We start from the raw sequence: 24,654 nt of genomic DNA, 5'->3' as shown, positions 1-24,654 counted from the left end.
TGGCGGCTCCTTAATAACTCGTTGGGTTGTCTGCAACGAATTGTACTGATTCTGCAAAAGCGTCACATGCCGCCTTGCAGGCAGATTGGCTGCCCGTCAGCAGAGCACCGCCAAAGTTAGTCTCGGAAGGCGGCCCGAAGAAGGCGGCAATCGATACATCGGCTGCCTTAAGCGCCGTATCAAGCGCAAACATCGCTTCCATCGGAGGCGCGATCAAATACGCCAGCGCTTCGCCTTCTTTAATATTTGCGGTCTGGGACAAATATGTTCCTGTACGGGAGACTAGATGGGCAAAATAAGTGATGCTGTTATCATCATTCGCGCCGACGAAATAAGCGCCGCTCTCGATAAATTCAACGGCGGCGTTCAAGCCGCTTCGTACTTCTGCCGGGCTTGGACCTGCCAGAATGCCGATGACCTCGCCCGCCAGCTTCGTGGAAGCATTGGCCGAGCCGGCATACATGCTTTTTGCATATACAACCTCTACATCAGCTGCTTTAGTTGCTTCGTCTAGCGCTGCATAAGTGACATCGTCAATGTCAGCAGTAATGATCCCTAGACTTTTGTGATGAGATTTCAGTTCCAGTTTGTCAGCCATATCAGGACTTACGTTGGAAATGAGCTTCAAGCCCAACACTTTTGCATGAATGGGTTCGTTTCTCATACGAGCCTCCTTGCATTGCTATAATTTCAAATCAATACCCGAAGCTTGTCTGTCTATCATCGTCTTAATCAATTCGGCGATATGCGCCCCAGCTTCTACCGCTGGAGTTCCTCCCGAGTGAATGTTCGAGATTACAGTGCGTCTCGCTTCTGGCATACCTATTGTCGGTCTATAAGCGATGTATGCACTCATCGATTCGGACGTTACAAGCCCCGGCCGCTCGCCGACGAGCAGACAAACTACATCCGCTCCGGTGACTTCTCCGACTACATCCATGGCAGGAACTCGGCAATGCTTGACGAACAATATGTCGCCGACTTCGATGCCATACATCTTGAGCCCTTGTGCGATGGCAGGTATGATGTCGCGTAAGTTCGCTTCAATCGCTGCCGAACTCAGACCGTCTCCAACCATTAACTGTACCTTGGCCTGTTGGGCTGTATTCTGCCTAATATAGGCAAGTGTCTCTGTAGAGAACTGACGGCCCAGATCCGGACGAGTAATATACTCATCCTTGTCCCGGCACAGCGTTTCGACAGCGACTAAGTTCATTTCCTTCACAAACTCCTCGGACACGTAGGAAAACACAGCGTCTTGAGCAGCGGCATGGTCAGCACGAAATCGCAAAGACGTAAGCGTTTTATAGCGCGGGCCTGCACGCCAAACTCCAAGGCGGGCGGGTGTTTTTTCTTTCATTTTGAGGTATCCCTCCCGATCCGCTGGCTCTGGTACCAGAAGCAGCTTCCGAAGGTTGATTTCCGTAATATCGTCCAGACATTCTCCGATGTCTTCTTGCTCATCTACAGCTGTTTTGTTCTGCAAATGTCCAGAAGAGACCGGGTTGACCGAGGCCTGTTGAGTAGGGGTCTTAGTACTGGCAGACTTGGCGGCTTCCTCCGGCTTGTCTCCTACCATTTCCATCAGAATCGATTCAATCATCGACTTCAGATCCTTTTCATTCATAAGAGCTTCCTCCTTTCCTACTTAAGAAACACAGATGCGTCTCCGGCTTTTTTAGTCAGCTTGCCGTTTTCGATAAAGCCCATCTTCTCCATCCATTGCTCAAACTCACGGATCGGACGCAGCCCAAGCAGTTCACGTAATGTTGCAGTCTCGTGATAACCGGTTGTCTGATAGTTCAGCATGACATCGTCGCCATGCGGGATACCCATAAAGAAATTGCAGCCAGCCGTGGACAACAGGACAGCCAGATTTTCCAGATCGTTCTGATCCGCCTTCATATGGTTCGTATAACAAGCGTCGCACCCCATCGAAATGCCAGTAAGTTTGCCCATGAAGTGATCTTCCAGACCAGCACGGATGACCTGCTTCGCGTCATATAAAAATTCGGGACCGATGAAACCGACCACAGTGTTGACGAGAAAAGGGTTGTATCTTTTGGCAAAACCATAGCATCGTGCTTCCATCGTCACTTGATCGACCCCGTGATGGGCTTCGGAAGACAGTTCAGAACCTTGCCCCGTCTCAAAATACATGACGTTTGGCCCTACCACTTGGCCTTGCTGCAGTGCAAGCTGCTGTGCTTCATCAATCGTTGCTGCATTGAAGCCAAATGCTGTATTGCCCTTCTCCGAGCCTGCAATCGATTGGAAGATGAGGCCTGTTGGCGCGCCGCGCCTTACAGCCTCCATCTGCGTCGTTACGTGTGCCAGCACGCATGATTGCGTAGGAATATCCCACTTTTGCCTGAATTCTTCAAAACGCTTCAAGTTGCGCATGACGCTCTCCACGGAGTCATCCACCGGGTTAAGTCCAAGTACCGCATCACCGATACCAAAGGTCAAACCTTCCATTAAGGAAGCCATAATGCCATCGGTATCATCCGTAGGGTGATTCGGCTGCAGACGAGCAGACAATGTACCTGAACGTCCAATCGTCGTATTGGCGTGAGCTGTAATCCGAATTTTTTTGGCCCCGTATATTAGATCGAGATTGGACATAATTTTGGTAACTGCTGCTACCATCTCGGCTGTAAGTCCACGAGATACACGCTTGATGTCAGCTTCCGTCGTGTTATCGCTTAAAATCCATTCCCGCAATTCTTCCACGGTCCAGTTCTGAATTTCGCTGTAAATGCGCTCATTGACCTGATCTTGAATAATTCGGGTAACCTCATCCTGTTCATAGGGAACCGCGGGATTGTTGCGGAGGTCCGACAACTTAATTTGGGACAGCACTACCTTCGCTGCAACACGCTCTTCTGCCGAATCAGCTCCTAACCCGGCAAGCTTATCACCCGATTTTTCCTCATTTGCTTTTGCCATGACATCCATAAGTGTTTTGAATTGATATATATGACCAAACAGTTTAGTTTTCAAAATCACAAAAGATCCTCCTTCCAAATTCAAAACTTAAAGTGCGTGTTCAAAAAGGTCGGTTTTCAGCACCGAGAAGGTTGGATGAAGCTAGGGCCTGAGGAGCGGAGCGTACGTTTTGGGTACGTGAGCACCGGAAGGCCCGGCTGAATTCAAGATTCGATGCCGAGTTACATCCTGATTCACTTCGTGGTCAAAAGCGGACTTTTTGAACTACCTTTTAAGGTTAGTTAAACACGAGAGTCTTTACGACGACAGGCAATACTTTCCCGCCTGCGATCGGCTTGCCAATGTCAATATAGTCTCCGTTGTCAACTTGAATACTGTCGATACATACGACATCCTTCTTGTAACCAAGCAGAGCATAAAGAGTCTGACCAAGCACCTTCGCCATATCGTGATGGACAATTACGATAAGCGGGTACTCCCTTTCCAACAGCTCTGCCATTCCTTGATGCAGACCATGAGCATACTTCTGCACGTCAAGAAAGCTTGGATTGCTCTTCCCTTCCAACGCAATCGCGACCCGCTGCAGATCATTGTTCAGCTTGAACCAATTCAATTTGGCGGCAATAGCTTGCGCCAGCACCTCAGCGTTTCCCGATTCATCCATAGCTGCGAGCTTCAGAATCGGAATATTCTTAATTGGAAAGCTCTCTTCCGTATAAGTAATCGTGCTGCCGCTAATCTCGGTTGTATGTGAACCAGCCCCCACGACGGTGGCGCGAATCGTCTCGGCTGGTCTGGCTACAGTCATCCGCTGAGTCAGCAGGGAATCGGCGATTGCCCTTCCGAGCAGGATCCCAATGTCCCCATACTGAAACACGTCACCCTCCACTTCCTGATATATGCAGTCAGCTACCCCTCCTGAGAAGGAGATGCATGGAATATTCCGATCCAGCTTCAACCCTTTGTTCGTAAGGATGGTGTCGTAGAAATCGTCTGGCGGACGCAGACCGACGCTTTCTTCGAGCAGCTTGACCATCTCCCCGATGATCGGTGCCAGAATGGTCGGTGTCGCTCGCTGGCCAAGGGTCAACTGTATTCCCCTTCGCTCCGCGAGCGATTTGATCTTGGGTGCAATATAAGTAATCTCGAGCGTCTCTGGATTGACTCTAATCAAACGCCCGCCAATATCGAGACATCCCGTGTCTAGCAGCTCGCCACCAGAGAACAACGCCAGATTGCTGGTTCCTCCGCCAATATCAATATTGACGATAGAAGTGGAATGCTCCTTGGAGTATGTATGTGCACCCGCACCTTTGGCAGCAATGATGCTTTCCAAGTCCGGGCCTGCGGTAGCAACCACGAAATCTCCGGCAAAGCCGCTTAACGACAACAGCACTTCGTTGGCGTTTTCTTTACGGGCAGTCTCACCGGTTATAATGACGGCACCAGTCTGAATCTCTTCTTTGTGAATCCCAGCTTTGCTGTACTGCTCTTGTACAAACTCCTGAATTTGCTTCACATCAATTCGGTTATCCGCCAGCACGGGCGTAAAGCAAATATCGCTCCGATAAACAACTTCCTTATCCGTAATAACCAGGCGAGGCACCGAAAAAGAGGATGCCAGGTTCTGAATATGCAGCTTCGACAGCACAAGCTGCGTCGTGGATGTTCCCATATCGATCCCTACGCTCAACAATTGTTCGCTCACTCTCTCACCTCCATCTCTTGGTTCAACATAGATGTAAACAAAAAGGCTTAAAGTTATTCCAACTCGCAAATAGCGGGAATTAATAACCTTAAGCCTCATTGCTTATACGGCTACGACTTTGTAGCCTGACTATTCATATTTTAAAAGCAAACGCAGCAGTCGTCCCGTCACATAAATTGACGCAATGGCGAGCACTAGGCCAGCTGATCTATAAAATCAATCATGGGAGATGACGATTGTTGTTGCTATTTCCATCATCGGACACCGTCGATCCATACTAAGTTTGCGTAAAGTTTGATAGGCCTCTTCTTCGGAACAACCGCTTTCCTTCATCAGAATGCCTTTGGCCTTCTCAATCACTTTTCGCTCTTCGAACTTTTGCGACAGCTTCGACAAATTTTGTTCCAGCTTGCGTATTTCCTTGCCTCTTGCAATCGTTACTTCTAACGTTGGAATGAACGATTTCTCATCAAGCGGTTTTACTAAATAACCAAGCGCACCGATAGCGGATGCTTTTTTAACCGTTTTTTTATCACTGAAGCGGGTTAAGAAAATTACTCCATCTGTCAGTTGCTCCGCTATGATTCTTTTACCCGCCTTTAATCCGTCCAGGATGGGCAGTTGAACATCCATAATGACCAGATCAGGCTGATGCATTTTACATAACTCAATGGCCTCAAAACCATCAGAGGCTTCGCCTACTACATTGTAGTTCGCCTCTTTCAGCATTCCACGAATATCCATTCTTGTAATAGGTTCGTCATCGGCTATTACAATTTTTCCATTCAAATGCATACACCTCGTAGTCTGTCTAGATTTGCTTGTATGCTGCGAATCTTCTTTTAGAGGTTGTTTAAAAAGTTCCCCTTTGATAAGAAAACCTATATCGAGGCCAATTCTAAGATGAGCGACCGCGATTCAAAGGTAGGTTTTCTTGCGATATAGAATTTCATCAGCTCCGCTGAAAACTTATAAATTCTATATCTAACACAAAGTAGCACTGGTAGCTTAATCGACATCGAGCTTTTTACGTTTTCAAATAAGCTTGCAGTTCTTCCACACCCACATTTTCCATGGACGAAACCTCGAAAATTTGTTCCGCTCCCGCAGCTTGCAGATGTTCTCGCGCTTTCGCGATGTCCTCATTTGACTGAGCCAGCTCCACTTTAGTCACAATTCCGATAACCGGTTTGGCGAACATCGTTGCAAAGCCTGGCGGGAAATAGCTTTCTTCCTTTGTGCAGTCTTGTACAAGCCCGATCACATCGGCATCCACGCTAGAAACAAGAAGCATTTTGTATAAATATCTGTTCTCCAAACATTCTCCCGGCGTATCGATAGCTTGTTCAAAATTTTCGACGGCTTGCGTTTTCTTATAGGCCATCTCCTGACCATGCAATCGCTGACACAATGTCGTCTTGCCTGATCCGGTGCTTCCGGCAAAAATAATTTTCCTCATAACACCGTCTCCTAGGTTCTCGTTATCTTCGCAGCTGAAAATCCGAGAATGCTCTGCAAGCCCAACAGCACTTCATTTATGGCAGATTCTACGGAGGATACATCACCCGTGATGACTAGCGAGCCGCTGAATCGATCAACGAAGCCAATCTGGACGCCAGCTGCTTTAGTCGCTATGTCGGCCGAAATGATAGATGCTTCACTCGGCGTAATGGTCATAATGCCAATAGCAGCTTGCACATCGTTTCCCAGTCCCAGCTTCTTGTATATATCCGGGTTAGGATTTGCAATTATATGAGCTAGTGTTACCTGCTTTCCAGGAACATATTCTTGAATTACGCGTTGTTTTTCGTTGTGTTGTTGATCCATACCATCATCCCATCTCTTTGAAAGAAAACTGGTGAAATAGAGCGAGAGGAAACGGCTTCGTCTCCTTTATTGAATGAACGTTAGGCCTGGAACATTTTATCCAATATACCAGCAACATCCTTAGGGGATGGAACACGTGGATTGGTAACCGTGCAACCATCTTTCAGCGCACCTTCAGCAATCTCTTCTTTCCTCTTTTCCAGTATGCTTAACTCCACGTTACATTCTTGCAGCGTTTGCGGCATTCCTAATTGTTTCTGTAAATGCTTGATCGCCTGCACAAGACTGCGTACGCCGCTTCTGGCGTTCGGAGCCGGCAGGCCCAAGTGCTTGGCGATCTCAGCATATCTGGCAGCCGTTTCATTGCCCCCATCTTTGCTGTAACCCGGCTTGTAATCGGCATTGAATTCAATGACATGGGGCAGCAGCAACGAGTTCATCCGCCCATGCGCGATCTTGAATTTCGCTCCGGCCACATGCGCGATACCGTGATTTAGTCCAAGTGAAGCAATGTTGAACGACATCCCTGCCAAGCATGAAGCGTTATGCATTTTCTCGCGCGCCTCCAAATCATTTCCATCCTTATAGGCTCTTGGCAAATAAGCAAATACGAGCTTGATCGCCTTCTCCGCCAAAGCGTCGGAAATATCGTTTGCTTTCGTCGATACATATGCTTCAATCGCATGGGTCAAAACGTCCATTCCCGTATCAGCGGTAATGAAATCCGGTACACTTTTCACTAATACTGGATCCAATATCGCCTCTTCCGGCAGCATTTCATCGGACACAAGCGGGTATTTGACGTTCTTGTTCTTATCACTAATAACAGAGAAAGACGTGACTTCTGATCCCGTTCCGCTCGTTGTCGGAATAGCTACGAACGGAATATCATGCTGATCAAATATTCTTTTGGCAAACATCTTCATCGCCTTAGCCGCATCGATTGCCGATCCTCCGCCAATCGCGATGATCAGATCAGCCTGGAAAGATCCGAGCGCCTCAACGCCTTCTGTTACAATCTCGATCGGCGGATCAGGAACGATATTGCTAAAGACGTATTGCTCATTGCTTGCATGCAGCCGTTCAAACAGCATATTAATCATTCCGGACTTGATCATAAACGGATCTGTGACGATAAAAATTCGTTTGTTCTGCCATTCCAGCAGGTGGTCCAACGCGCCCTCTCCTAAATAAACGTTAGTTTTTATGGAAATATAATCCATATTGAGAACCTCCAAGTAGTAATTGGCAAAAAAGAGAGCTTTAAAAGAATGGATTCCTTTTAAAGCCTCTTTTCTTATCAATATAAAGCACGTCATTATGCATTCTCTTTCTTCGCATAATAAAATTGTCGGCACGCTCTTGCTGCATCAAAAAAAGTCTAACGAGGTGAAAACATCGTAACTTGTAAACCAGCTACCTTCGCTCGAAGTGGTTGATCCAGCATAGTTGCTAGGCAAACAACCTGACTTAAGGCCGACATTTAGTCTATCACAGTGTCGGAACCGCGTTGGATGTCACCAAAATTCCATTGCCTAAAGTATTAACATTCATAATTAGGAATATGCAACGTAAGCATGGATAAGTTTGGAATCATTGAATATGACCATCTTTCCTCGACACGAAGACGAACGGCCTCAGTCTTTATCTTTTTAGTGTATTGGATGAACTTCTGGCCTTTCTTTGGTGGCATAGAAAAATCCCCTCCGATCAACAGTTTTAAATCCATAATCCATGGACTCTTTTTTCACTGTCTACCATGAGGGGATAATACCACCGCGGCGTTCTGCAGCGTCCTCCTATTCACTGTCACTCGCTCTCGTTAATCACAGCTTCAAATTTATCTATGCTGTCATTAGACCCAATCAGTACCATAATATCACCGGCATCCAGCGCGTCCATCGCGGTAGGTGCAACAATGACTCCCGTATGCTTATGAATCGCGACAACGCTGCAGTTGTAATTGACCCGCGGATTAATCTCCCCTAACGTTTTTCCGGCTAAGCAGCCCGGCACCCTTAACTCGACAATGCTGTATTCCTTCGACAGCTCGATATAATCGAGAAGATTCGGCGTAACAAGCTGATGCGCCACGCGAACTCCCATATCCCTCTCTGGAAAAATAACCCGATCCACGCCAAGCTTCTCCAGCGCGCGACCGTGCAGCACGGAGATCGCCTTGGCGACCACTGTCTTGATGCCCAAATCCTTGAGCAGAATCGCCGTCAAGATACTCATCTGAATATCGCTGCCGATCGCTACGATCCCGCAGTCGAAGTTACGGATGCCCAGGGACTTTAGCGTCTCTTCATCCGTAGCATCGGCCACGACGGCATGGGTTAAATAGGCGCTCATGTCGTCCACCAATTCTTCGTTCAGGTCGACGCCAAGCACCTCGTACCCCAAATCCATTAATTCCAGGGCCAGGCTGGAGCCGAAGCGTCCTAAGCCTATCACCACAAACTGCTGCATTTTCATGGAATGGTCAATCTCCTATCCTATAATCATTTTCCCTTCGGGATGGCGATACAGCTCCTTACCCTTTTTCGGCCCAAGCGCATAAGCCAACGTTAAAAGGCCGAGCCGGCCGGTAAACATCATGAAGCATAATATGACCTTGCCGATATCGGTCAAATCCATCGTCAGCCCCATCGATAAACCTACCGTGGCAAAGGCGGAAGTCGTCTCGAACAAAATGCTCAGGAAGCTGGCATCTTCGGTCGTTGCAAGCACCATCGCCACCGCAATGATGAGGAATAAAGCAAGCATCGTAATCGTCACCGCTTTGAATATCCGCTCCTGGGTCAGACGATAACGAAACAATACCAAGTCATTGCGTCCGCGAATCATGGAGATGACCGCCCCCACGAGAATCATAAACGTCGTTGTCTTGATCCCGCCGCCGGTCGAGCCGGGAGATGCCCCGATGAACATCAAGATGATGATAAAAAACTGCGAGGCTTGGCGAAGCGCGCCAATGTCCACCGAATTCGCCCCTGCGGTTCTCGACGTCACCGATTGAAAGAACGAGCCCCATATTTTTCCGCTCCAATCCAACGATCCCATCGTCTTTGCATTTGTAAATTCAAATACAAAAATAACTACAGCCCCAACGACGATGAGGGCGCTCGTCATAGATAACACCACTTTGGAATGCAGTGACAGCTTGCGGCTGCGGCGGAAATCTACAAGCTCGGACAGAACGATAAAGCCTAGCCCTCCCGATACGATCAGAAACATCGCTACGAAATTAACGAGCGGATCGTCTACATATCCCGTTAGACTGCGATATTCCCCAAATAAATCGAACCCCGCATTATTGAACAGGGAAACGGCATGGAAAATCCCGTAATAAGACGCACGTCCGAGAGGCATATCGAAAGCCCAGCGAATCGTAAACAATACCGCTGCACTAGCCTCAATGATTAAAGAGTACATTAGTACCTTCCGAATAAGACGCACGATGCCTTCCATTGAATTTTGATTCATCGCCTCCTGCAGCAGAAGACGATCCCGCAGCGAAATCCGCCGTTTGAATACAAGAGAGAATAGGGTTGCCATCGTCATGAAGCCGAGGCCCCCGACCTGAATCAACGTCATAATCACGATTTGGCCAAATGTCGTAAAGTAAATACCCGTATCCCGAACAACGAGACCCGTCACGCAGGTAGCTGAGGTAGCCGTAAACAAAGCATCGACGAAAGGAAGCGGCTCCCCGGTCGTATTGGCCAGCGGCGTCATAAGCAGCAGCGACCCGGTCAGTATAATGGCCGCAAAACCGAGCACCAAAATACGCGGGGGAGATAATTTAAACCACCCGGATAACATCATGTTCACCTCGTCTTCCTTCAGCATTCCCTCAACGTTTTTTACCCCATTATTATGGACACTTTGGCAAAAGAAAAAAGCACTGGAAATCCAGAGTGCCTTTCGGTTATGGTTCCTGTCGCAACAACGCCTACGAGGTTAGCTGACGGATTCGGGCCTGCACACAGCCCTATTCGCTTCCTTTGCCCGACTTGCCGCCGCAAAGAAATTGAAATTCACCCCTAAAAATTGGTTCCCCCGTTTTCCCGTGGAAATTCGGCCGATATTCTTTTCAATTCTTTCATTTCATTTTCATTCCATCTCTATGAATTGGATTATAAGCTTAATTAACGCTCACCACAAAGTTTGATTTCCCCGAAATACGATGAAAATCACCTTTGCTGCCTGAAACAGAGCTAGCCATCCTTCATTCTCTGAGCCATGCTGTATTTTTACTGGGTTATTGCGTATTTTCTGACCTGCGCCCGTCCCATTCTGGCGATTGCTTGAGGCTTATGGTATCTTTACATTGATATCCATTTACATTATTGCAAAGGGGTTTTTGAATGTTCTCTGTCTTTTCGTCCCAAGGACGAATGCCTAAGCGCAACACCGTTCGAGTGCTAGCCGCCGTAGGTCTCCTCGTTTTTCTTATCATGCAGATTCTGCCGATGGCCACACCGGATTCGTTAGAGCAAATTAAAAAGACAATCACGAAACAGCAGGCAGTAGAATTAGCTGCCGAATTTGCCGGTTCCACGCTGGGAATGCCCGTACCCTCGGACGATGCTCTAGTTACATACGAAACTCGATCAGACATATATGGCTATTTATCGCGGGAAGACTTAATGGAAGCTTACGCCAAAACCTATGAGGAGCAGTTTCCGCTAGAGGTGTTTCGCGTTCGTTTCGAGCAGCCTGATGACGTGCTTAACGCCTTAACGGTAGATGTCAATCTGTATGGAGGCCGAGTCGTCGGATTCGAGCGCATCCTAACCTATAACAACACCACCAAAGAAATGCTTAAGAAACAAGGGATAGAGAGCAGCGAGAGCTTGCAAGCATTGGAAGGAAACTTGTCGCTTGAGGACAAGGAACGCCTGGCTGAGCCTTACCTTAAAGCATTTGGCTTTGATCCCGCGAAGCTCAAACCGGACAGCACGGCTAACAAGCCAGGTCTGATCTACGAAGTAACCGGCTATGAAGTTGGCCAGTCACGCGGGCTTATCCAATTCAATTATGAAAATGGAGAAACATCCTCCATGGAGTCTTACTTCGATGTCCCTGCAGCTCACACGGATTATGTAAAAGGCCAGAAGAAGCTGGCCAACTGGTTCACATGGGCGGGCTACGCTCTTTTCAGCTTCGTGCTTGGGATTTTAGCCATCGTCTATAGTGTAAAAACACGCCCGTTCTCTTCTTTTGTCCGCGGTCTGGTTCTGTCCTCCATTTACTTTATATTCTCGATGGTAGGAGCGCTAAATATGCTTCCCCTATTGCAGAAGGATGGGTTGGAGGCAGTCTTCCTGATCGTCGGCTTTGTAGTCCAAGGCGTGGTCACCCTGCTTATAGCCGCATCGATCTATTTTTCTCTGGTTGGAGGAGACGGCCTGTGGCGCAAGCAAGGGATCAACCTGTGGTCCCGCGCCAAAGAACCGGAATATGGGCGGCATGTCTTGTCCTCCATGCAAAACGGCTATTTGTGGGCATTGATTCTGCTCGGAACGCAATCGGTTATCTTCTTCATCCTGGAGCGGGTATTCGGCACCTGGTCAACGACCGACGCATCGCAGTCCGCCTACAACATGCTTTATCCCGTCCTGTTCCCTCTGCTTGCCTGGGTGGCGGGAATCGGTGAGGAGGCGGTATATCGCCTGTTCGGCATTCCGATGCTGAAGAAAATTTTCCGCAGCACGTTCATTGCCAGCTTAATATCGGCGATTATCTGGGCGTTCGGACATTCCTTATATCCGATTTATCCTGTCTATTCACGCCCGATCGAGCTGACGATCATCGGATTGATGTTCAGCTTCGTTTTCCTGCGCTATGGTTATATCACCGCCATGTTCACGCATGTCATCTTCAACAGTATCCTGATGTCGCTGAGTCTCATGCTGATGGGCGGAGCACTGAACTGGTCTGCCGGTATATTCTATATCGTGCTTCCAGCCATCGTAGCGTTCGTTATCTATTTATTCAACCCGCCGGGCCGTCCGAGGAGCATTCCACCGGTACACAAAAGAGAAGAGGAGCCGCTGCTCACGTCTCCTCATCCCGAAGGGCATTTATAATTTGATTGGCGAGCTTATCGCCGATCGACAGAGGCCGAAAGTCTTCGACGGAGGCCTCTTTTATTTTTTTGAGCGAGCCGAAATGCTTCAGCAGCAGCTTGCGCCGCTTCTCCCCGATGCCTGGTATCGCATCCAGACGCGAGGTGACCATAGATTTGGCCCGTTGTTCACGGTGGAACGTAATTGCAAAGCGGTGAACCTCATCCTGAATCCGCTGCAGGAGGTAGAACTCCTGGCTGTCGCGCGGCAGATGAACGGGCTCGGGCGGATCGCCCACCATAAGCTGGGCAGTCTTATGCTTGTCATCCTTCACGAGCCCGCATACGGGAATGAACAGGCCAAGCTCATTCTCCAGCACGTCGACCGCTGCCGAGATTTGCCCTTTCCCGCCATCCACGACGATCAGATCCGGCTGCGGCAAATTCTCCTTCAGTACCCGCTCATATCGGCGGCGGATAACCTCCCGCATCGTCTCGTAATCGTCCGGCCCCTCGACGGTGCGCACCTTATACTTCCGATATTCTTTCTTAGCCGGCTTTCCATCGATAAACACGACCATAGCCGATACCGGGTTGGTCCCTTGAATGTTCGAGTTATCGAAAGCCTCGATGCGCGATAGCGACTCTAAGCCAATCGCCATACCCAAGTTCTCCGCCGCTTTCGAGGTACGCTCTTCATCCCGCTCAATGAGCCGGAACTTCTCCTCCAGAGAGACTCTCGCATTCTCCACGGCCATTGCAACCATTTGCCGCTTCAGCCCGCGCTGTGGCACGAGCGTTTTAACCCCCAGCCACTGCTGGAGCTCCGCCGCACCGTTAATCGCGTCCGCCGCATCCTTCGAATCAGCTTCCGCAGTGTTTGCTTCCGCCCCTTTGCCCGACGGTTCTGCCGGAAGCAATATTTCTTGGGGCAAGGCCGGATTGTCGCTATAGTATTGGGTCACATACGACAGGAAGTCCTGATAAGCCTCCCCGTAGAACGGAAAGACAGACGCATGTCTTTCGATCATTTTCCCTTGGCGCATATACAAGATCTGTACGCACATCCAGCCCTTATCGACCGTGTACCCGAATACGTCGCGATCCTTGGCGTCGGCCATCGTAATTTTCTGCTTCTCCATGAGCGCATCGATATTCATAATTTGGTCGCGCAGCTCTTTGGCTCGCTCGAAATACAGCTCCTCGGCCGCTTCCTGCATTTTGCGCTGCAGCTCTTTCTTGATCTCTTCGTGGCCGCCACTGAGAAACGAATGGATCTCTTGCGTAATTTCATCGTATTTCGCCTGGGGAATCTCCTGCACGCAGGGAGCCATGCATTGGCCCATGTGATAATACAGGCAGACCTCTTTCGGCATAACATTGCACTTACGCAATGGATACATGCGATCAAGCAGCTTTTTGGTCTGCTGGGCCGCATAACTGTTCGGATAAGGGCCGAAATACTTCGCCTTATCCTTAAGCACCCGCCGGGTAACCTCCAGCCTTGGATGGGGCTCGTTCGTAATTTTCAAATAAGGAAACGTTTTGTCGTCTTTGAGCAGGACGTTGTATCGCGGATGATGCGTTTTGATTAAATTACATTCCAGAATAAGTGCTTCCATATTGCTGGCGGTAACGATATATTCAAAATCGCGGATTTCCGAGACGAGCCGCTGGGTTTTGCCGTCATGGCTGCCTGTAAAATAAGAACGCACGCGGTTTTTCAACACTTTGGCCTTGCCGACGTAGATGATCGTTCCCTCTTTGTTCTTCATCAAATAACAGCCCGGCAAGTCCGGCAGCAAAGCCAGCTTGTGACGAATATTCTCCAGCGCCTTTTCCTGCTCCTGCAGCTCATTAACCGATCCATCCATACTCGGGTTCCCTCCTCTCCCATAATTCTAGATTAGCATATATAACATAGAAAACGCCCCCGGAAATTCCGGAGGCGTGTGAAAGCACTTATCCCTGCACCGAATATCTTATTGGTGCTTGGCGATGAGGCTTTTCAGAGCATCTTTCGAGTTCAAACCGACAACTTTATCGACCGGTTGTCCGTCTTTGAAGAGGATGAGCGTCGGAATACTCATCACGCCAAAGCGGGAAGCTGATTCTGGGTTATCGTCAACGTTCAGTTTGGCGATTTTAACGGAATCACCTACTTCAGCAGACAGCTCATCCAGGATCGGAGCGATCATCTTGCAAGGACCGCACCAAGGAGCCCAAAAGTCAACCAGGACTGTTCCTTGGCTTTCCACTTCACTATTGAAAGTTTGATCGGATACGTTAACGATTGCCATATAAATCTCCTCCTTCATGTTAAGGCACACAATGAAAACACACATAACATGTTATTGAACATGATTGTGTCATACATTTGAACAAACACGCTAAAAATAACGTCATTCAAAGTATACCACAAATATATAGCAAATGAAAAATCGTACTCCTTGCTTCTTCTTTACAAACTGTTGAACGTTTGGTTATACTAATAATAACCCAAAATCGTTTTGTCTATGACGTATTTCATTGATAAATATAATTTTCTCGAGGAGGCCCCATCGCCATGGATGCAAATACGCACGTAAATGACCCGCGGGAGCATATCAACGAAGAGCCGCGCAATGACTTGTTTGACCTGATGAACGGTTTTTTTGGCATGCTGACGCTTATGGCCGTCATTTTTTTCGGAATGGTCATTTTTAAATTTCTTGCCAGTTAATGTTGTTGGTACATAACATAACGGCATACGGGTATCCTGGGAAGGGCTTATACATAAGGAACCCTTTTGCAATAGAAATAGCAGACTGAGCTTACAGCGCTCGGCCTGCTATTTTTTTCGCTAATCGCAGTCTGACCCCGGTTCTAATTATTCCGGCCCCGCTTGTTGATGCCGCGCACTTGCACAACCTCTACGAACGGAGCGATCCGATCCATTAAACGCTGCCCTTTATGAATTTCCTCTCCGTCCTTGCTCGTAAAGCCAAGATGCTTCTCAAGTCCGCTAAGCGAATAATTGGACGTATAGAAGGTGGGCTTGCGATTCATGCGAAAGTTTAAAATCGAGCCCATTACATGGTCACGAACCCAAGGATTCAAATTCTCGGCTCCGATATCGTCGAAGATGAGCAGATCCGCCTGCTTCATGATTTCGACGGTTTCCTTCAGCTTCTGGTTATCCTGGAACATCGATTTCAAATCCTCAACAAATTCGGGCATATACACGATAACCCCGGAATATCCCGCCTTGGCCAGCTCATGCAGCAGATAGCACATCAGAAACGTCTTGCCTGTTCCAAAATGACCCTCCAGATACAAGCCGCGAGGCGATAAACCGCTCTCCTTCACCTCGTTAATGTATTGGAATATCCGGCTGACCGCCGGAGCCCGCTCCCGATCCTTCCCCATAATCTCCACTTCGCTGTAGCCTTCCTCCAAAGCCCGCTCATCCACGTAAAAGCTGTGAATCCGCTTCTTGATCGCCAGCTCCCGTTCTCTCTGGATCTGCAGGTTGCAAGGAACTTGCCGATCCGTGACGGCGGCAGTCCCATAGACCGTTTCGACCGTTAGCTTTGTATAATGGCCGGGGAAATCATTCGGGCAGCGCTCGAGTCCTGGACAACTGTCACAGTGCCGCGAAGTTTGCACATATTGATAGAGCTTCGCCATATTAAGCATAAGCTGTTCATCGTTCAGCTCAGGATAACGAGCCTTTAGCTCCAATACGAGCGGATCGCTCATCAGCTTCGCCGTCAATTCCTCCGAGCGCCGGCGAAGTGTCGGACTTTTCATCTGTGACAGCAGTTCCCCGAGTGATTCCATAAGCTAACATTCACCTTCCTAATTACATGCTTCCTTTATTTTTACTCGCCTGCATCTGCTCCGCCATTTTGAGCAGCTCGGCAAATTCCTCTTCCGATACTTCGCCTTCATTGGCCGAGCTTTGCACAATCGGAATGTCCGGCTTGGCTGACCCCGTCCTGCCATAGGCTCGGCTCTTGCCTGCCGCCGGCTGGGTCGCTCCCGGGTTCCTGTTCTTCTCTTTCCTGATCTTCGTCTGATTGCGAATATATTGAACAGCCTTCTCATACGAGTCGATCCGTTTAAGCAGCATATTCGCAGCAATCGCATCCACGAAATTGCGGTTAATCCGCTGCTCCCCGCCTGAAGTCAGCAATTCCATCAAATAATGGATTAGCACATTGATGACTTCGCCGGGCAGCTTGTAGTTCAAATCGATTTTTTCAAAGATATCGAGCAAATTATCGGGTACCGAGCCCGGGAAAAACGTCTTTAGCAGCCGGGTGTACGGCTCATTGCGCAGCATCATGTTATATTGATGAACGTCGCATTTACTGAGGAACTGCGGAGGAACGTCCACGTAATATTCCATTTGCACGGCGACCTCTTCCGGCATTCCTTCTTCAGTCCCAGGTTCATGTGATCGAAGTGCTACGACCTTCGCGTATGCAACCTCCCTCTCGTCCTTGCGGCGCTTCCCTTGCCTGAAATGAAGATTCGCTTTGTGCTGCAGGCTCTCCAGCAGCAGGCTCCCATCCGCACCAAATACCCCGTCCTCATCCAGCAATCGACATAAATCCTGAACGCTGAGTTCGTATTTACGAGCTACATAGTTGGCAACCCCCATCCCTTCGACGTCAAAGCGAAGTCCTTCCACAAAGGAGCGATTCGCCGATTCGCGAGGAAAACGAATGATGATATCGGCATAATTAATCGCATCTTCCTCTGACCCTTGCATTACGCCGGGCTGTCTGGCCATGGAGGATTCAGCGATCGCCTGTTCCAGCTCATAATCTATGGCATGCGTATTCAACTCGAATATATCGTAGAAAGGTACCGATATATTCTCCTTATTATAGGTAAGGCCAACCCACTCCGCCGGCTCCTCACGAAATAATCGCTCCCGTAAAGACAAAACGGCAAACTTGCCGATCTTGTCGCGAAGCAGCAAGGTTAAGTGCTGGGTTCTGAAAAAATCAGCCGGAGACAACGGTGCCTGCAGCTCATACTCGTACATGTAATCATCGCTTTCCGGTATGTACAACCGACTTGTCTGCAGAAGTCCGACAGCCTCCAGCTTGGACGCCTGTTCGATCAAAAATTTGCGTCCCTTCTCACTCGGTTCGAGGCCCAAGGTAAGAAACAGATCCCGCTGCTGCTCGATCGGGGAATACCCGACTTGCTCCAATGAGACTCGCTCAGCGAGCAGGCGATAGAAGCCGATGGCGAATGCGCCGACCATCGGCTGATAAATCAGGCTAAGCATTCTGCCGTCGACAGCACTGAGGCCGAAGTCGCGGTATACGCAGTAACGGTGGTTCTCGGTAAAGTGCAGCATATTGTTCATGCGCATGATTTCCTTCGCTCCTTCCAAGCTCACGTCCGTGTAGACTTTCTCTATTCTATCACAAAAGCCTTCTCCCTGAATCGTTAATACCCTACAAATTTCGCCGAAAAATATGCTCTCTCAGCAAGATAGACGATGTTTCTTCCTCTTCTTCCTGAATGCTTCCGCTGACAAAAACTTTAGACATAGCACTCTTCGTCTCGGGGGCTGTCTTTCCCTGAAAAAAGGAGCGTACCGCCTCAATCGGAATCCCTGCCTCCTTGGCCATCGCGAGCAAATAAATCCACTCCGCAGCCTCAGAGCCCGCCTTCCGTTTACTTACCATAACCTGAACGGACTTATTCATCATCAATCTCCTCCTAATAGAAGAATGGATCTCTTGTCCACAGGTGCATAACACGATGTTCTTTATAAAGAACAATATTTAATGAAAATTTAAAGAAAACTTGAGATAAACAGAGGAATCGGACTGTTTCCGTTCGTTAAAGAGGTTTTTCAAAGCAGTTTGCGACTTTCTATTTCCGCAGAAATCCCTTATATTAATTTCAAACCAATCGTTCTTTATAAAGAACAAAAGAACAATTGCATTTGCTTACGGTAAGGAGGGATTCCACTTGCGCAGCCCCATAGCTTCCGTTATACGAAATCTTCGAAGCCGAAGGAAGCGGCGAAGAACGCCACTGCTGAAATCGATCCTCCTCCTGTCTGCTCTTCTCTTATTCCTTCCAAGCCGCATCGGCAATACTTATGGCGAGTTTGCAAGCTCCAGCGATGCTGCTGTCACGCTTCAAGCCTGCCAGGTATTCCCCGGCGAAATCGAGAGCTTGCTCTCCCAGATAAATGTACACATCAAAAATGCAAGCGCTATCAAAAATGATCTCCATTCCTTTACCGCAAGGACAACTTTACTCGCGGAAGCCACGGCATTTATACCACCTTCTGCATCTGCCTCCGCAACAGACGCGGTCTACAACAACACTGTAACCGACGCAACCTATCACGAATCGCCCATAGATCCCTTTAGCCGCTTAAGCCAAGGTGAACTTCAAAATTTGGCGAAGCATACTTCCCTCCAGATCGATATGCTCCAGGATACGCTCACTGCCATTCATGAGCAACTCAATGCAACCGCTTCTTCTTTCCAAAATATATCGAATGAGCTTCATTCAGGAGCCTCTAGTCTCAACCACGCCATCCAACTGATCAAGGATATGCCAATCAACTGCGTTAAATTCTCTCAAAGCACCCTGCTGGATGAGACGGAAAATCTTTTAGACCAGGATTCTCTGTTATCCCCCTCTTTCTATGCATCTTTGGCGGATTTATCGAGATACTTGCGACAAGTATATGATGCGGGTATTGCTGTTCAGAACGTCCCGAATTCGCTCACAAATCAGCTGAGCTCTCAGGAATGGAACTACAGAACGCCCAATGAAGCAACCTTCGATGTGGTAGGTCAGCAATTTCTTCAATACTACGATGACTTGTGGGGCTCGCTAGAAGCTCATAAACAAACTATCACCTCTGAAATACTGCAGCTGGAATCGCGTCTGCTCGATATGTCAACTGCCGCCGGGGAGAAAGAAACGCCGAGGCCGTCGCCGGAGGCCCCCTCCCAGATCGAGCCCGAAGACCTGGAAGAAATACCAGCATCGGAGTCACGCATACAGGACGAATGACTATGACGGGAGGTTATAGCAATGAGGCTGCTATCGAAATTAGCGATTCAAACGATTTATTACGTGCTCGTGTTGGTGTGCATCGCTGTTATCGGCTCCATTCTCATGTCAAAAATAACCGGAGGTGAGCCCAGCTTCTATGGATATAAGCTCAAAACCGTATTATCCGGGTCGATGGAGCCGACGATTCAAACAGGCTCGGTCATAGCCATCTCCCCCCGGGAAGCTGCAGCTGATATGAACCGCTTCGAGGTCGGCGATATTATTACATTCCGGGCCGATGAGCAGCGATTAATTACCCACCGGATTATCGAAGTCAGAAACAACGAGGCAGGCGATACGCCCCTGTACCGCACGCAAGGCGATAACAACCATGCTCCGGACAGCGCTCTCGTTAGCCCCAACCATATTGTCGGGGTTTATACCGGATTCACAATCCCCTATGCCGGGTACTTTCTAAGCTTTGCGGGCACCAAAACCGGCAGCATCGTCCTCCTTATCGTCCCAGGACTGCTCCTCTTCCTGTATGGAGTTTTCTCCTTATGGAAGGTAATCTCCAGACTGGAACAGCAGCCTAGCATCCCAATCCATACAAATTCAGATTCAGGTTCGAATCCGGATCCTAGCTCCAATTCGTCTACATCCGCATAGCGCTTTTCTTTAATAATATTCATCTTCCACGAGATTGTTGTCCTTATGCCTACCATAAGGTCGCAATATATCAATCCATCATTAAGGAGGAGTTTGATTATGGGAATAAAGAAAACATTAAGTCTGGGCGTCGTTACGGCCGCATTGGGGCTAGCATTGATCGGTGGAGGGACGTTCGCTTATTTTAGCGATTCAGTCGAAACAACAGGCACCTTCGCCGCAGGAACGCTCGATTTGAACGCTGAGCCGACTGCAATCATTAATCTCGATAATATCAAGCCCGGCGATTATGGAATCCGGACTTTCAAGCTATTAAATAATGGCACGCTGGATATTGAAAAAGTGTTCCTGCATACGAGCTATAGCGTCAATAACAAAGCAGGGGCACCCGATAACACGGATGACTTCGGAAAACATATCAAAGTAAGTTTTCTGACAAACCTCGATAAACAGGAAGATGTTATCTACGAGACGACCCTTTACGATCTGCAATCCCTGGCCCCGGACGCCGTAGAGAATAAATGGCAGGAATGGTTCGAGGAGCGGGGCGGACTCAAGGCCGGAACCTCGGACAATCTCATTGTCAGATTCGAATTCGTGGACAACGACGAGGATCAGAACCAGTTTCAGGGAGATGCCCTGCAATTGAAATGGAGCTTTGAAGCAAGGCAAGGAGCTGGCGCTGCCAAGTAACCCTCCATGCCGTCTCAGGACACCTTAATCCGCCTTTCATGGATTGAGGTGTCTGCCGTTTGCCGTCAGCTTGCGTTTCGTCCTCTTTTGTCGAATGCTGCATATTCTGCTATAATGTCCTAAAGAATGGTGTCGCCCCGGTTCTTGATACGCACTTCACCTATATCTTCAAATATGATAGAGAGGCGTCGTCCATATGCCAGACCACATTGGAGAGCGCATTCAAAAGTTCCGCCTGGATCAAGATTTGTCTTTATCCGAGCTTGCCAGCAAAGCGGATGTCGCTAAATCCTATTTGAGCAACGTCGAGCGAAACATACAGAGCAACCCTTCCATTCAGTTCATCGAGAAAATCGCTGACGCCTTGAATGTAACGATCCCCATGCTGCTGTATGGAGATCGGCCCGCCGAGCATCTGCTGGATCCGGAATGGTCCCTCCTTGTGCAGGAAGCCATGAATTCAGGGATCAGCAAGCAGGAGTTCAAAAGCTTTCTGGAATTCCAAAAATGGAAGCTGAAGCAAAGCAATGGCGACCAATCCACATAGAACATAACAAGCCCCGGGCAATGCCCGGGGCTTACTATGCTGCGATAATAATTTAAAGTGATTAGAACATCTTGTATCCGCCCTGGCGCAGCTTTCGGATCGTCCATCCGCTTAAGATGGCTCCTAGCAACCCGGCTACGGCCGTCAAATAATCGACGAGGCGATACGAGGCTACATACGTCCAAAAGCTCTGCTCATGGTTCCACAGCGAGTATACAACAATTGGCAAAATGACAATAATAAAAACATAGGCCGGAAACCATGTTGTTTTCATCAGCATATTAAGAATAAATCCGATACCGAACATCATAACAAAGAATAGAACCATCAATATCAGCACGACTAGCCAACCCATTGCTTCCCCAACCCTTCTTCAACAAGCTCTATAAGCTAGATCACATCTTTCAGCACTAGTAGTAAGTTTACTAGAAAAAATGTTGCGAAGCAACGAACTTTCCGTGAATAGATTGTGAACCGATTTGCCCACTTGCGTGCCATAGGATACAATAGGGGCAGCGTATTCTCTCTAGTAATTATAGGAAACAATAGGAGTGATCATAAATGAATGAAGCAGCATTAACCCTGGAGGGCTGGTATGCCCTGCATGATTTCCGCTCCATCAACTGGACGGCTTGGAAAGCCGCCGATGATGAGGAACGTGCTGGTGCCCTAGAGGAGCTTCACGCCTTTTTGCAGGAATGGAACAGCGTGGAAGAGTCCAAGAATGGAAGCACTGCGGTATATTCCGTCGTAGGCCAGAAAGCCGACTTTGTATTCATGCACCTGCGCGAAACGCTGGAAGAGCTTAACGCTCTCGAAAATGCCTTCAACAAAACAACTTTCGCGCAATACACCACGAAATCTTATTCTTACGTCAGTGTCGTCGAGCTCAGCAACTACTTAGCTTCTGGAGGCGGCGACCCTAAAGCAAATCCAGAGGTCATGGCCAGACTGCAGCCGATTTTGCCAAAATCGAAATACATCTGCTTCTACCCGATGAACAAGAAGCGCGATCTGAACGATAACTGGTACATGCTCTCCATGGATGATCGCCGTGCCATGATGCGCAGCCACGGCCTGATCGGCCGCAGCTACGCCGGCAAAGTGAAGCAGATTATTACGGGCTCCGTCGGCCTGGATGACTGGGAATGGGGCGTTACCCTCTTCTCGGACGATGCTCTGCAATTCAAGAAGCTCGTTTATGAAATGCGCTTTGATGAAGTCAGTGCCCGTTACGGCGAGTTCGGCTCCTTCTACGTCGGCAATTTGCTGAATGAGCAGCTTTTTGAAGAAATGCTCAAGCTATAACTTAATTCCACGGTATACAATAAGGGGTGTTCCAGAATCATACTGGAACACCCCTGTTATTTTAAAAATATTATTCCTCTTCGTCCCGCAGCGATTCTAGAAACTCCGCCGTCGCACGGTCTCGGGCTCTCCCCTTCTCCTTCAATCTTTCGATCGCTGGTAGAATGAGAATATCGACTTCCTTCTGTACATGATAAGCCAGATCGTACTTTTGCTGCGACTCCAAATAAGAGCCGACTTCCATCAAGGCATTGTACCTGTCAAGCTCATCCCGCGTAAGCAAACCTCGTACCTGAACACTGCAATGGCGCATTTTACAGGAATCTGCCTTTTTTCAAGACGAGTGGAATGCCGCCGATAATGAACAGATAGCGCATGTCCACCAGCTTCTTCAATTGAGCAGCCACCCAGCCTTTATATTTCTTGCCGAATGCGGAAGCAACAGCTTCGCCTTTACCAAGAGAGGCAACTGTACCTTTGTTGCTGAATACAAATTTCTTCAGCTCTTTGCCCCGGATGGAAGCGACGACGTTCTGTGCACAGATAACGCCCTGCTGCATCGCAATTTGAGCCGTTGGCGGATAAGGACGGCCCTCTGGGTTAAACATCAAGGAATTGTCCCCGATAATAAATACGTTGTCGTGCTCCGGCGCACGCAGGTATTCGTCGATTTTAACCCGCCCGCGAGCTGTTTCAAAGCCGGCAGCCTCGATAAGGCGATTACCGCGAATCCCGCCTGTCCATACTACGGTCGCTGCTTTGATTTCTTCCCCTGTAGCAAGGACAACCCCTTCTGGAGTACACTCTTTGATCGCAACGCCGATTTTGAACTGCACGCCCTTCTTACGAAGCACATCCATAGCATATTCAACCAGCTCAGGGTCAAAACCAGGAAGTGCGGTCGGAGCTGCTTCGACATTATACACATTCACCAGGTTGGGATCTACATCGTAAGCTTTGCATAATTCCGGAATACGGTCGGCCAATTCGGCCACGAATTCGATACCGCTGAAGCCGGCGCCGCCTACCACGAAATTAAGGCGATCCGTGCGGCTTTCGTCGGTTTTGTACAAGGCGAATTGATATTCGATATGCTGGCGGATCAGACGAACCGAGTTAATGCTGCGGATCGTCATCGCATACTCGCCGAGTCCTGGAATTCCGAAGGATTCAGGCTCTCCGCCAAGCGCGATAATAAGGTAATCATAAGACAATGTTCCGTCTTGAAGCACGACCTTCTTGTCCGCAATGCGAATTTCCTGGACATTCGATTTCACCAAATCGATTTTGAATTCATCGATCAGCTTAGAGATCGGTACGCGTGTATTCTCGATCGAATCTGTTCCAGCCGCTGGCATGTGCAGATGAGTCGTGAAATAATGATAATCATGACGATTCACCAGGGTAACGTCTGCTTCGTTGTAATTTAATTCTTTCTGCAAACGCTGTGCCGTCAAAATTCCGCCATAGCCTGCTCCAAGAATGACGATTTTGGGTATGGTACTCATGGGTTTGTTCTCCTTCCAATATGGACACTCTATATTTTAAATAAAACCAAAAACTGAAATGTGGAAATGTGAAAATTAACACATAAAAAAATAGTCTCTGGTAATTATCCATAAATGATGCGCGACGAGATATTGCGACATTTGTCACATCAATTCTAAACCTTTATAACAGTTTTATCAAAAAAAATGTGTTCCTATTCATAATAGTTACCTTTTTCGTCACAATTATGTGCGCACACAATTTGAATGATATCGAGTTTTTTATAAAAGATCAAGTCTTATTTTACGCGGATTCAGCGGGTTTTTAGTCACAAAATGCGGTGAAAAAACTGCCATCGCC

At 48.4% G+C, this 24,654-nt stretch carries 25 protein-coding genes and 2 riboswitches; of the genes, 7 read left to right on the top strand and 18 right to left on the bottom strand.

What is annotated here, in order from left to right; genetic code table 11:
* Positions 1-10: 10 nt before the first annotated feature.
* From eutL to ACE3MQ_RS17250, 10 genes are all read right to left on the bottom strand, one after another.
* Complete coding sequence (eutL, locus tag ACE3MQ_RS17295; RefSeq protein WP_379394852.1) at positions 11-664, bottom strand: ethanolamine utilization microcompartment protein EutL; 654 nt, start codon at positions 662-664, stop codon at positions 11-13.
* An 18-nt stretch (positions 665-682) separates the two neighbouring features.
* Positions 683-1,627: an ethanolamine ammonia-lyase subunit EutC gene (gene eutC / locus ACE3MQ_RS17290; RefSeq protein ID WP_379394850.1), complete on the bottom strand. Its 945-nt coding sequence runs from the start codon at positions 1,625-1,627 to the stop codon at positions 683-685.
* A gap of 17 nt (positions 1,628-1,644) precedes the next feature.
* The gene (locus ACE3MQ_RS17285) at positions 1,645-3,009 is read right to left on the bottom strand and encodes an ethanolamine ammonia-lyase subunit EutB (protein ID WP_379394848.1); all 1,365 of its coding nucleotides are present in this window, start codon (positions 3,007-3,009) and stop codon (positions 1,645-1,647) included.
* A 217-nt stretch (positions 3,010-3,226) separates the two neighbouring features.
* Positions 3,227-4,657 carry an ethanolamine ammonia-lyase reactivating factor EutA gene (gene eutA / locus ACE3MQ_RS17280; protein ID WP_379394846.1) on the bottom strand — a complete coding sequence of 477 codons (1,431 nt, stop codon included), beginning with the start codon at positions 4,655-4,657 and terminating at the stop codon, positions 3,227-3,229.
* A 216-nt stretch (positions 4,658-4,873) separates the two neighbouring features.
* The gene (locus tag ACE3MQ_RS17275; protein ID WP_379394844.1) at positions 4,874-5,446 is read right to left on the bottom strand and encodes an ANTAR domain-containing response regulator; all 573 of its coding nucleotides are present in this window, start codon (positions 5,444-5,446) and stop codon (positions 4,874-4,876) included.
* Positions 5,447-5,684: 238 nt separating this feature from the next.
* Entirely contained in the window at positions 5,685-6,116 is a 432-nt protein-coding gene (locus ACE3MQ_RS17270; protein ID WP_379394842.1) for a EutP/PduV family microcompartment system protein, read from the bottom strand.
* An 11-nt stretch (positions 6,117-6,127) separates the two neighbouring features.
* Positions 6,128-6,484 carry a BMC domain-containing protein gene (locus tag ACE3MQ_RS17265; protein ID WP_379394840.1) on the bottom strand — a complete coding sequence of 119 codons (357 nt, stop codon included), beginning with the start codon at positions 6,482-6,484 and terminating at the stop codon, positions 6,128-6,130.
* A gap of 80 nt (positions 6,485-6,564) precedes the next feature.
* A complete protein-coding gene (locus tag ACE3MQ_RS17260; RefSeq protein WP_379394838.1) occupies positions 6,565-7,707 on the bottom strand; it encodes a 1-propanol dehydrogenase PduQ in 1,143 nt (380 codons plus the stop codon).
* 183 nt (positions 7,708-7,890) lie between these two features.
* A riboswitch (adenosylcobalamin (AdoCbl) riboswitch) is annotated at positions 7,891-8,036 on the bottom strand.
* 257 nt (positions 8,037-8,293) lie between these two features.
* On the bottom strand, positions 8,294-8,962 hold the full coding sequence (locus tag ACE3MQ_RS17255; RefSeq protein ID WP_379394836.1) for a potassium channel family protein: 669 nt from the start codon (positions 8,960-8,962) through the stop codon (positions 8,294-8,296).
* A 15-nt stretch (positions 8,963-8,977) separates the two neighbouring features.
* Positions 8,978-10,312 (bottom strand): TrkH family potassium uptake protein, encoded by a 1,335-nt coding sequence (locus ACE3MQ_RS17250; RefSeq protein ID WP_379395114.1) that lies wholly within the window; start codon positions 10,310-10,312, stop codon positions 8,978-8,980.
* A gap of 112 nt (positions 10,313-10,424) precedes the next feature.
* Positions 10,425-10,583, bottom strand: a riboswitch (cyclic di-AMP (ydaO/yuaA leader).
* Between the two features lie 274 nt (positions 10,584-10,857).
* On the opposite strand from ACE3MQ_RS17250, the gene ACE3MQ_RS17245 reads away from it, so the two are divergent.
* Complete coding sequence (locus ACE3MQ_RS17245) at positions 10,858-12,582, top strand: CPBP family intramembrane glutamic endopeptidase (RefSeq protein WP_379394834.1); 1,725 nt, start codon at positions 10,858-10,860, stop codon at positions 12,580-12,582.
* On the opposite strand, the gene uvrC is transcribed toward ACE3MQ_RS17245, so the two are convergent.
* On the bottom strand, positions 12,551-14,434 hold the full coding sequence (gene uvrC / locus ACE3MQ_RS17240) for an excinuclease ABC subunit UvrC (protein WP_379394832.1): 1,884 nt from the start codon (positions 14,432-14,434) through the stop codon (positions 12,551-12,553). The two genes, ACE3MQ_RS17245 and uvrC, sit on opposite strands and share 32 nt — an antisense overlap.
* A gap of 108 nt (positions 14,435-14,542) precedes the next feature.
* Positions 14,543-14,860 (bottom strand): thioredoxin, encoded by a 318-nt coding sequence (gene trxA / locus ACE3MQ_RS17235; protein WP_379394830.1) that lies wholly within the window; start codon positions 14,858-14,860, stop codon positions 14,543-14,545.
* A gap of 266 nt (positions 14,861-15,126) precedes the next feature.
* Here trxA and ACE3MQ_RS17230 point away from each other — a divergent pair, with 266 nt between their 5' ends.
* Complete coding sequence (locus ACE3MQ_RS17230) at positions 15,127-15,282, top strand: YqzM family protein (protein ID WP_379394828.1); 156 nt, start codon at positions 15,127-15,129, stop codon at positions 15,280-15,282.
* A 143-nt stretch (positions 15,283-15,425) separates the two neighbouring features.
* Here ACE3MQ_RS17230 and dnaI read toward each other — a convergent pair whose 3' ends face one another.
* The 3 genes from dnaI to ACE3MQ_RS17215 form a co-directional block, all read right to left on the bottom strand.
* Positions 15,426-16,382, bottom strand: a complete 957-nt coding sequence (gene dnaI / locus ACE3MQ_RS17225) for a primosomal protein DnaI (protein ID WP_379394826.1) — start codon at positions 16,380-16,382, stop codon at positions 15,426-15,428.
* 22 nt (positions 16,383-16,404) lie between these two features.
* Positions 16,405-17,934 (bottom strand): replication initiation and membrane attachment family protein, encoded by a 1,530-nt coding sequence (locus ACE3MQ_RS17220; RefSeq protein ID WP_379394824.1) that lies wholly within the window; start codon positions 17,932-17,934, stop codon positions 16,405-16,407.
* A gap of 85 nt (positions 17,935-18,019) precedes the next feature.
* A complete protein-coding gene (locus ACE3MQ_RS17215; RefSeq protein ID WP_379394822.1) occupies positions 18,020-18,277 on the bottom strand; it encodes a hypothetical protein in 258 nt (85 codons plus the stop codon).
* 265 nt (positions 18,278-18,542) lie between these two features.
* Between ACE3MQ_RS17215 and ACE3MQ_RS17210 the strand changes: the two genes are divergently transcribed.
* The 4 genes from ACE3MQ_RS17210 (at position 18,543) to ACE3MQ_RS17195 (ending at position 21,498) form a co-directional block, all read left to right on the top strand.
* Complete coding sequence (locus ACE3MQ_RS17210) at positions 18,543-19,607, top strand: hypothetical protein (RefSeq protein WP_379394820.1); 1,065 nt, start codon at positions 18,543-18,545, stop codon at positions 19,605-19,607.
* Between the two features lie 21 nt (positions 19,608-19,628).
* Positions 19,629-20,258, top strand: coding sequence for a signal peptidase I SipW (gene sipW, locus ACE3MQ_RS17205; RefSeq protein WP_379394818.1), 630 nt, complete (start codon positions 19,629-19,631; stop codon positions 20,256-20,258).
* Positions 20,259-20,357: 99 nt separating this feature from the next.
* Positions 20,358-20,951, top strand: coding sequence for a TasA family protein (locus ACE3MQ_RS17200; protein WP_379394816.1), 594 nt, complete (start codon positions 20,358-20,360; stop codon positions 20,949-20,951).
* 196 nt (positions 20,952-21,147) lie between these two features.
* On the top strand, positions 21,148-21,498 hold the full coding sequence (locus ACE3MQ_RS17195) for a helix-turn-helix domain-containing protein (protein WP_379394814.1): 351 nt from the start codon (positions 21,148-21,150) through the stop codon (positions 21,496-21,498).
* A 61-nt stretch (positions 21,499-21,559) separates the two neighbouring features.
* On the opposite strand, the gene ACE3MQ_RS17190 is transcribed toward ACE3MQ_RS17195, so the two are convergent.
* Entirely contained in the window at positions 21,560-21,853 is a 294-nt protein-coding gene (locus ACE3MQ_RS17190; RefSeq protein ID WP_379394812.1) for a YuiB family protein, read from the bottom strand.
* 206 nt (positions 21,854-22,059) lie between these two features.
* On the opposite strand from ACE3MQ_RS17190, the gene hemQ reads away from it, so the two are divergent.
* Positions 22,060-22,806 carry a hydrogen peroxide-dependent heme synthase gene (hemQ, locus tag ACE3MQ_RS17185; protein WP_379394810.1) on the top strand — a complete coding sequence of 249 codons (747 nt, stop codon included), beginning with the start codon at positions 22,060-22,062 and terminating at the stop codon, positions 22,804-22,806.
* A 70-nt stretch (positions 22,807-22,876) separates the two neighbouring features.
* Here hemQ and ACE3MQ_RS17180 read toward each other — a convergent pair whose 3' ends face one another.
* Together ACE3MQ_RS17180 and ACE3MQ_RS17175 are read right to left on the bottom strand one after the other, a co-directional pair.
* Positions 22,877-23,119 (bottom strand): hypothetical protein, encoded by a 243-nt coding sequence (locus tag ACE3MQ_RS17180; protein ID WP_110931485.1) that lies wholly within the window; start codon positions 23,117-23,119, stop codon positions 22,877-22,879.
* Between the two features lies 1 nt (position 23,120).
* Complete coding sequence (locus ACE3MQ_RS17175; RefSeq protein ID WP_379394808.1) at positions 23,121-24,314, bottom strand: NAD(P)/FAD-dependent oxidoreductase; 1,194 nt, start codon at positions 24,312-24,314, stop codon at positions 23,121-23,123.
* Positions 24,315-24,654 lie beyond the last annotated feature (340 nt).

Origin of the sequence: Paenibacillus lentus, assembly GCF_042714055.1 — a bacterium.
Lineage (GTDB): Bacteria > Bacillota > Bacilli > Paenibacillales > Paenibacillaceae > Fontibacillus > Fontibacillus lentus_A.
Note: the sequence above shows the minus strand (reverse complement) of the source record. Positions and strands in the feature narration are given on the sequence as shown.

Bases quoted from the DNA above. Each gene is read 5' to 3' on its own strand.
- sipW (WP_379394818.1), top strand. From the start codon at position 19,629: ATGAGGCTGCTATCGAAATTAGCGATTCAAACGATTTATTACGTGCTC.
- eutL (WP_379394852.1), bottom strand. From the start codon at position 664: ATGAGAAACGAACCCATTCATGCAAAAGTGTTGGGCTTGAAGCTCATT.
- ACE3MQ_RS17245 (WP_379394834.1), top strand. From the start codon at position 10,858: ATGTTCTCTGTCTTTTCGTCCCAAGGACGAATGCCTAAGCGCAACACC.
- ACE3MQ_RS17190 (WP_379394812.1), bottom strand. From the start codon at position 21,853: ATGGGTTGGCTAGTCGTGCTGATATTGATGGTTCTATTCTTTGTTATG.
- ACE3MQ_RS17220 (WP_379394824.1), bottom strand. From the start codon at position 17,934: ATGCGCATGAACAATATGCTGCACTTTACCGAGAACCACCGTTACTGC.
- trxA (WP_379394830.1), bottom strand. From the start codon at position 14,860: ATGGCAATCGTTAACGTATCCGATCAAACTTTCAATAGTGAAGTGGAA.
- ACE3MQ_RS17230 (WP_379394828.1), top strand. From the start codon at position 15,127: ATGGATGCAAATACGCACGTAAATGACCCGCGGGAGCATATCAACGAA.
- ACE3MQ_RS17200 (WP_379394816.1), top strand. From the start codon at position 20,358: ATGGGAATAAAGAAAACATTAAGTCTGGGCGTCGTTACGGCCGCATTG.
- ACE3MQ_RS17270 (WP_379394842.1), bottom strand. From the start codon at position 6,116: ATGAGGAAAATTATTTTTGCCGGAAGCACCGGATCAGGCAAGACGACA.
- ACE3MQ_RS17215 (WP_379394822.1), bottom strand. From the start codon at position 18,277: ATGATGAATAAGTCCGTTCAGGTTATGGTAAGTAAACGGAAGGCGGGC.
- ACE3MQ_RS17250 (WP_379395114.1), bottom strand. From the start codon at position 10,312: ATGTTATCCGGGTGGTTTAAATTATCTCCCCCGCGTATTTTGGTGCTC.
- hemQ (WP_379394810.1), top strand. From the start codon at position 22,060: ATGAATGAAGCAGCATTAACCCTGGAGGGCTGGTATGCCCTGCATGAT.
- ACE3MQ_RS17175 (WP_379394808.1), bottom strand. From the start codon at position 24,314: ATGAGTACCATACCCAAAATCGTCATTCTTGGAGCAGGCTATGGCGGA.
- ACE3MQ_RS17265 (WP_379394840.1), bottom strand. From the start codon at position 6,484: ATGGATCAACAACACAACGAAAAACAACGCGTAATTCAAGAATATGTT.
- ACE3MQ_RS17195 (WP_379394814.1), top strand. From the start codon at position 21,148: ATGCCAGACCACATTGGAGAGCGCATTCAAAAGTTCCGCCTGGATCAA.
- eutC (WP_379394850.1), bottom strand. From the start codon at position 1,627: ATGAATGAAAAGGATCTGAAGTCGATGATTGAATCGATTCTGATGGAA.
- ACE3MQ_RS17255 (WP_379394836.1), bottom strand. From the start codon at position 8,962: ATGAAAATGCAGCAGTTTGTGGTGATAGGCTTAGGACGCTTCGGCTCC.
- uvrC (WP_379394832.1), bottom strand. From the start codon at position 14,434: ATGGATGGATCGGTTAATGAGCTGCAGGAGCAGGAAAAGGCGCTGGAG.
- ACE3MQ_RS17260 (WP_379394838.1), bottom strand. From the start codon at position 7,707: ATGGATTATATTTCCATAAAAACTAACGTTTATTTAGGAGAGGGCGCG.
- dnaI (WP_379394826.1), bottom strand. From the start codon at position 16,382: ATGGAATCACTCGGGGAACTGCTGTCACAGATGAAAAGTCCGACACTT.
- ACE3MQ_RS17180 (WP_110931485.1), bottom strand. From the start codon at position 23,119: ATGCGCCATTGCAGTGTTCAGGTACGAGGTTTGCTTACGCGGGATGAG.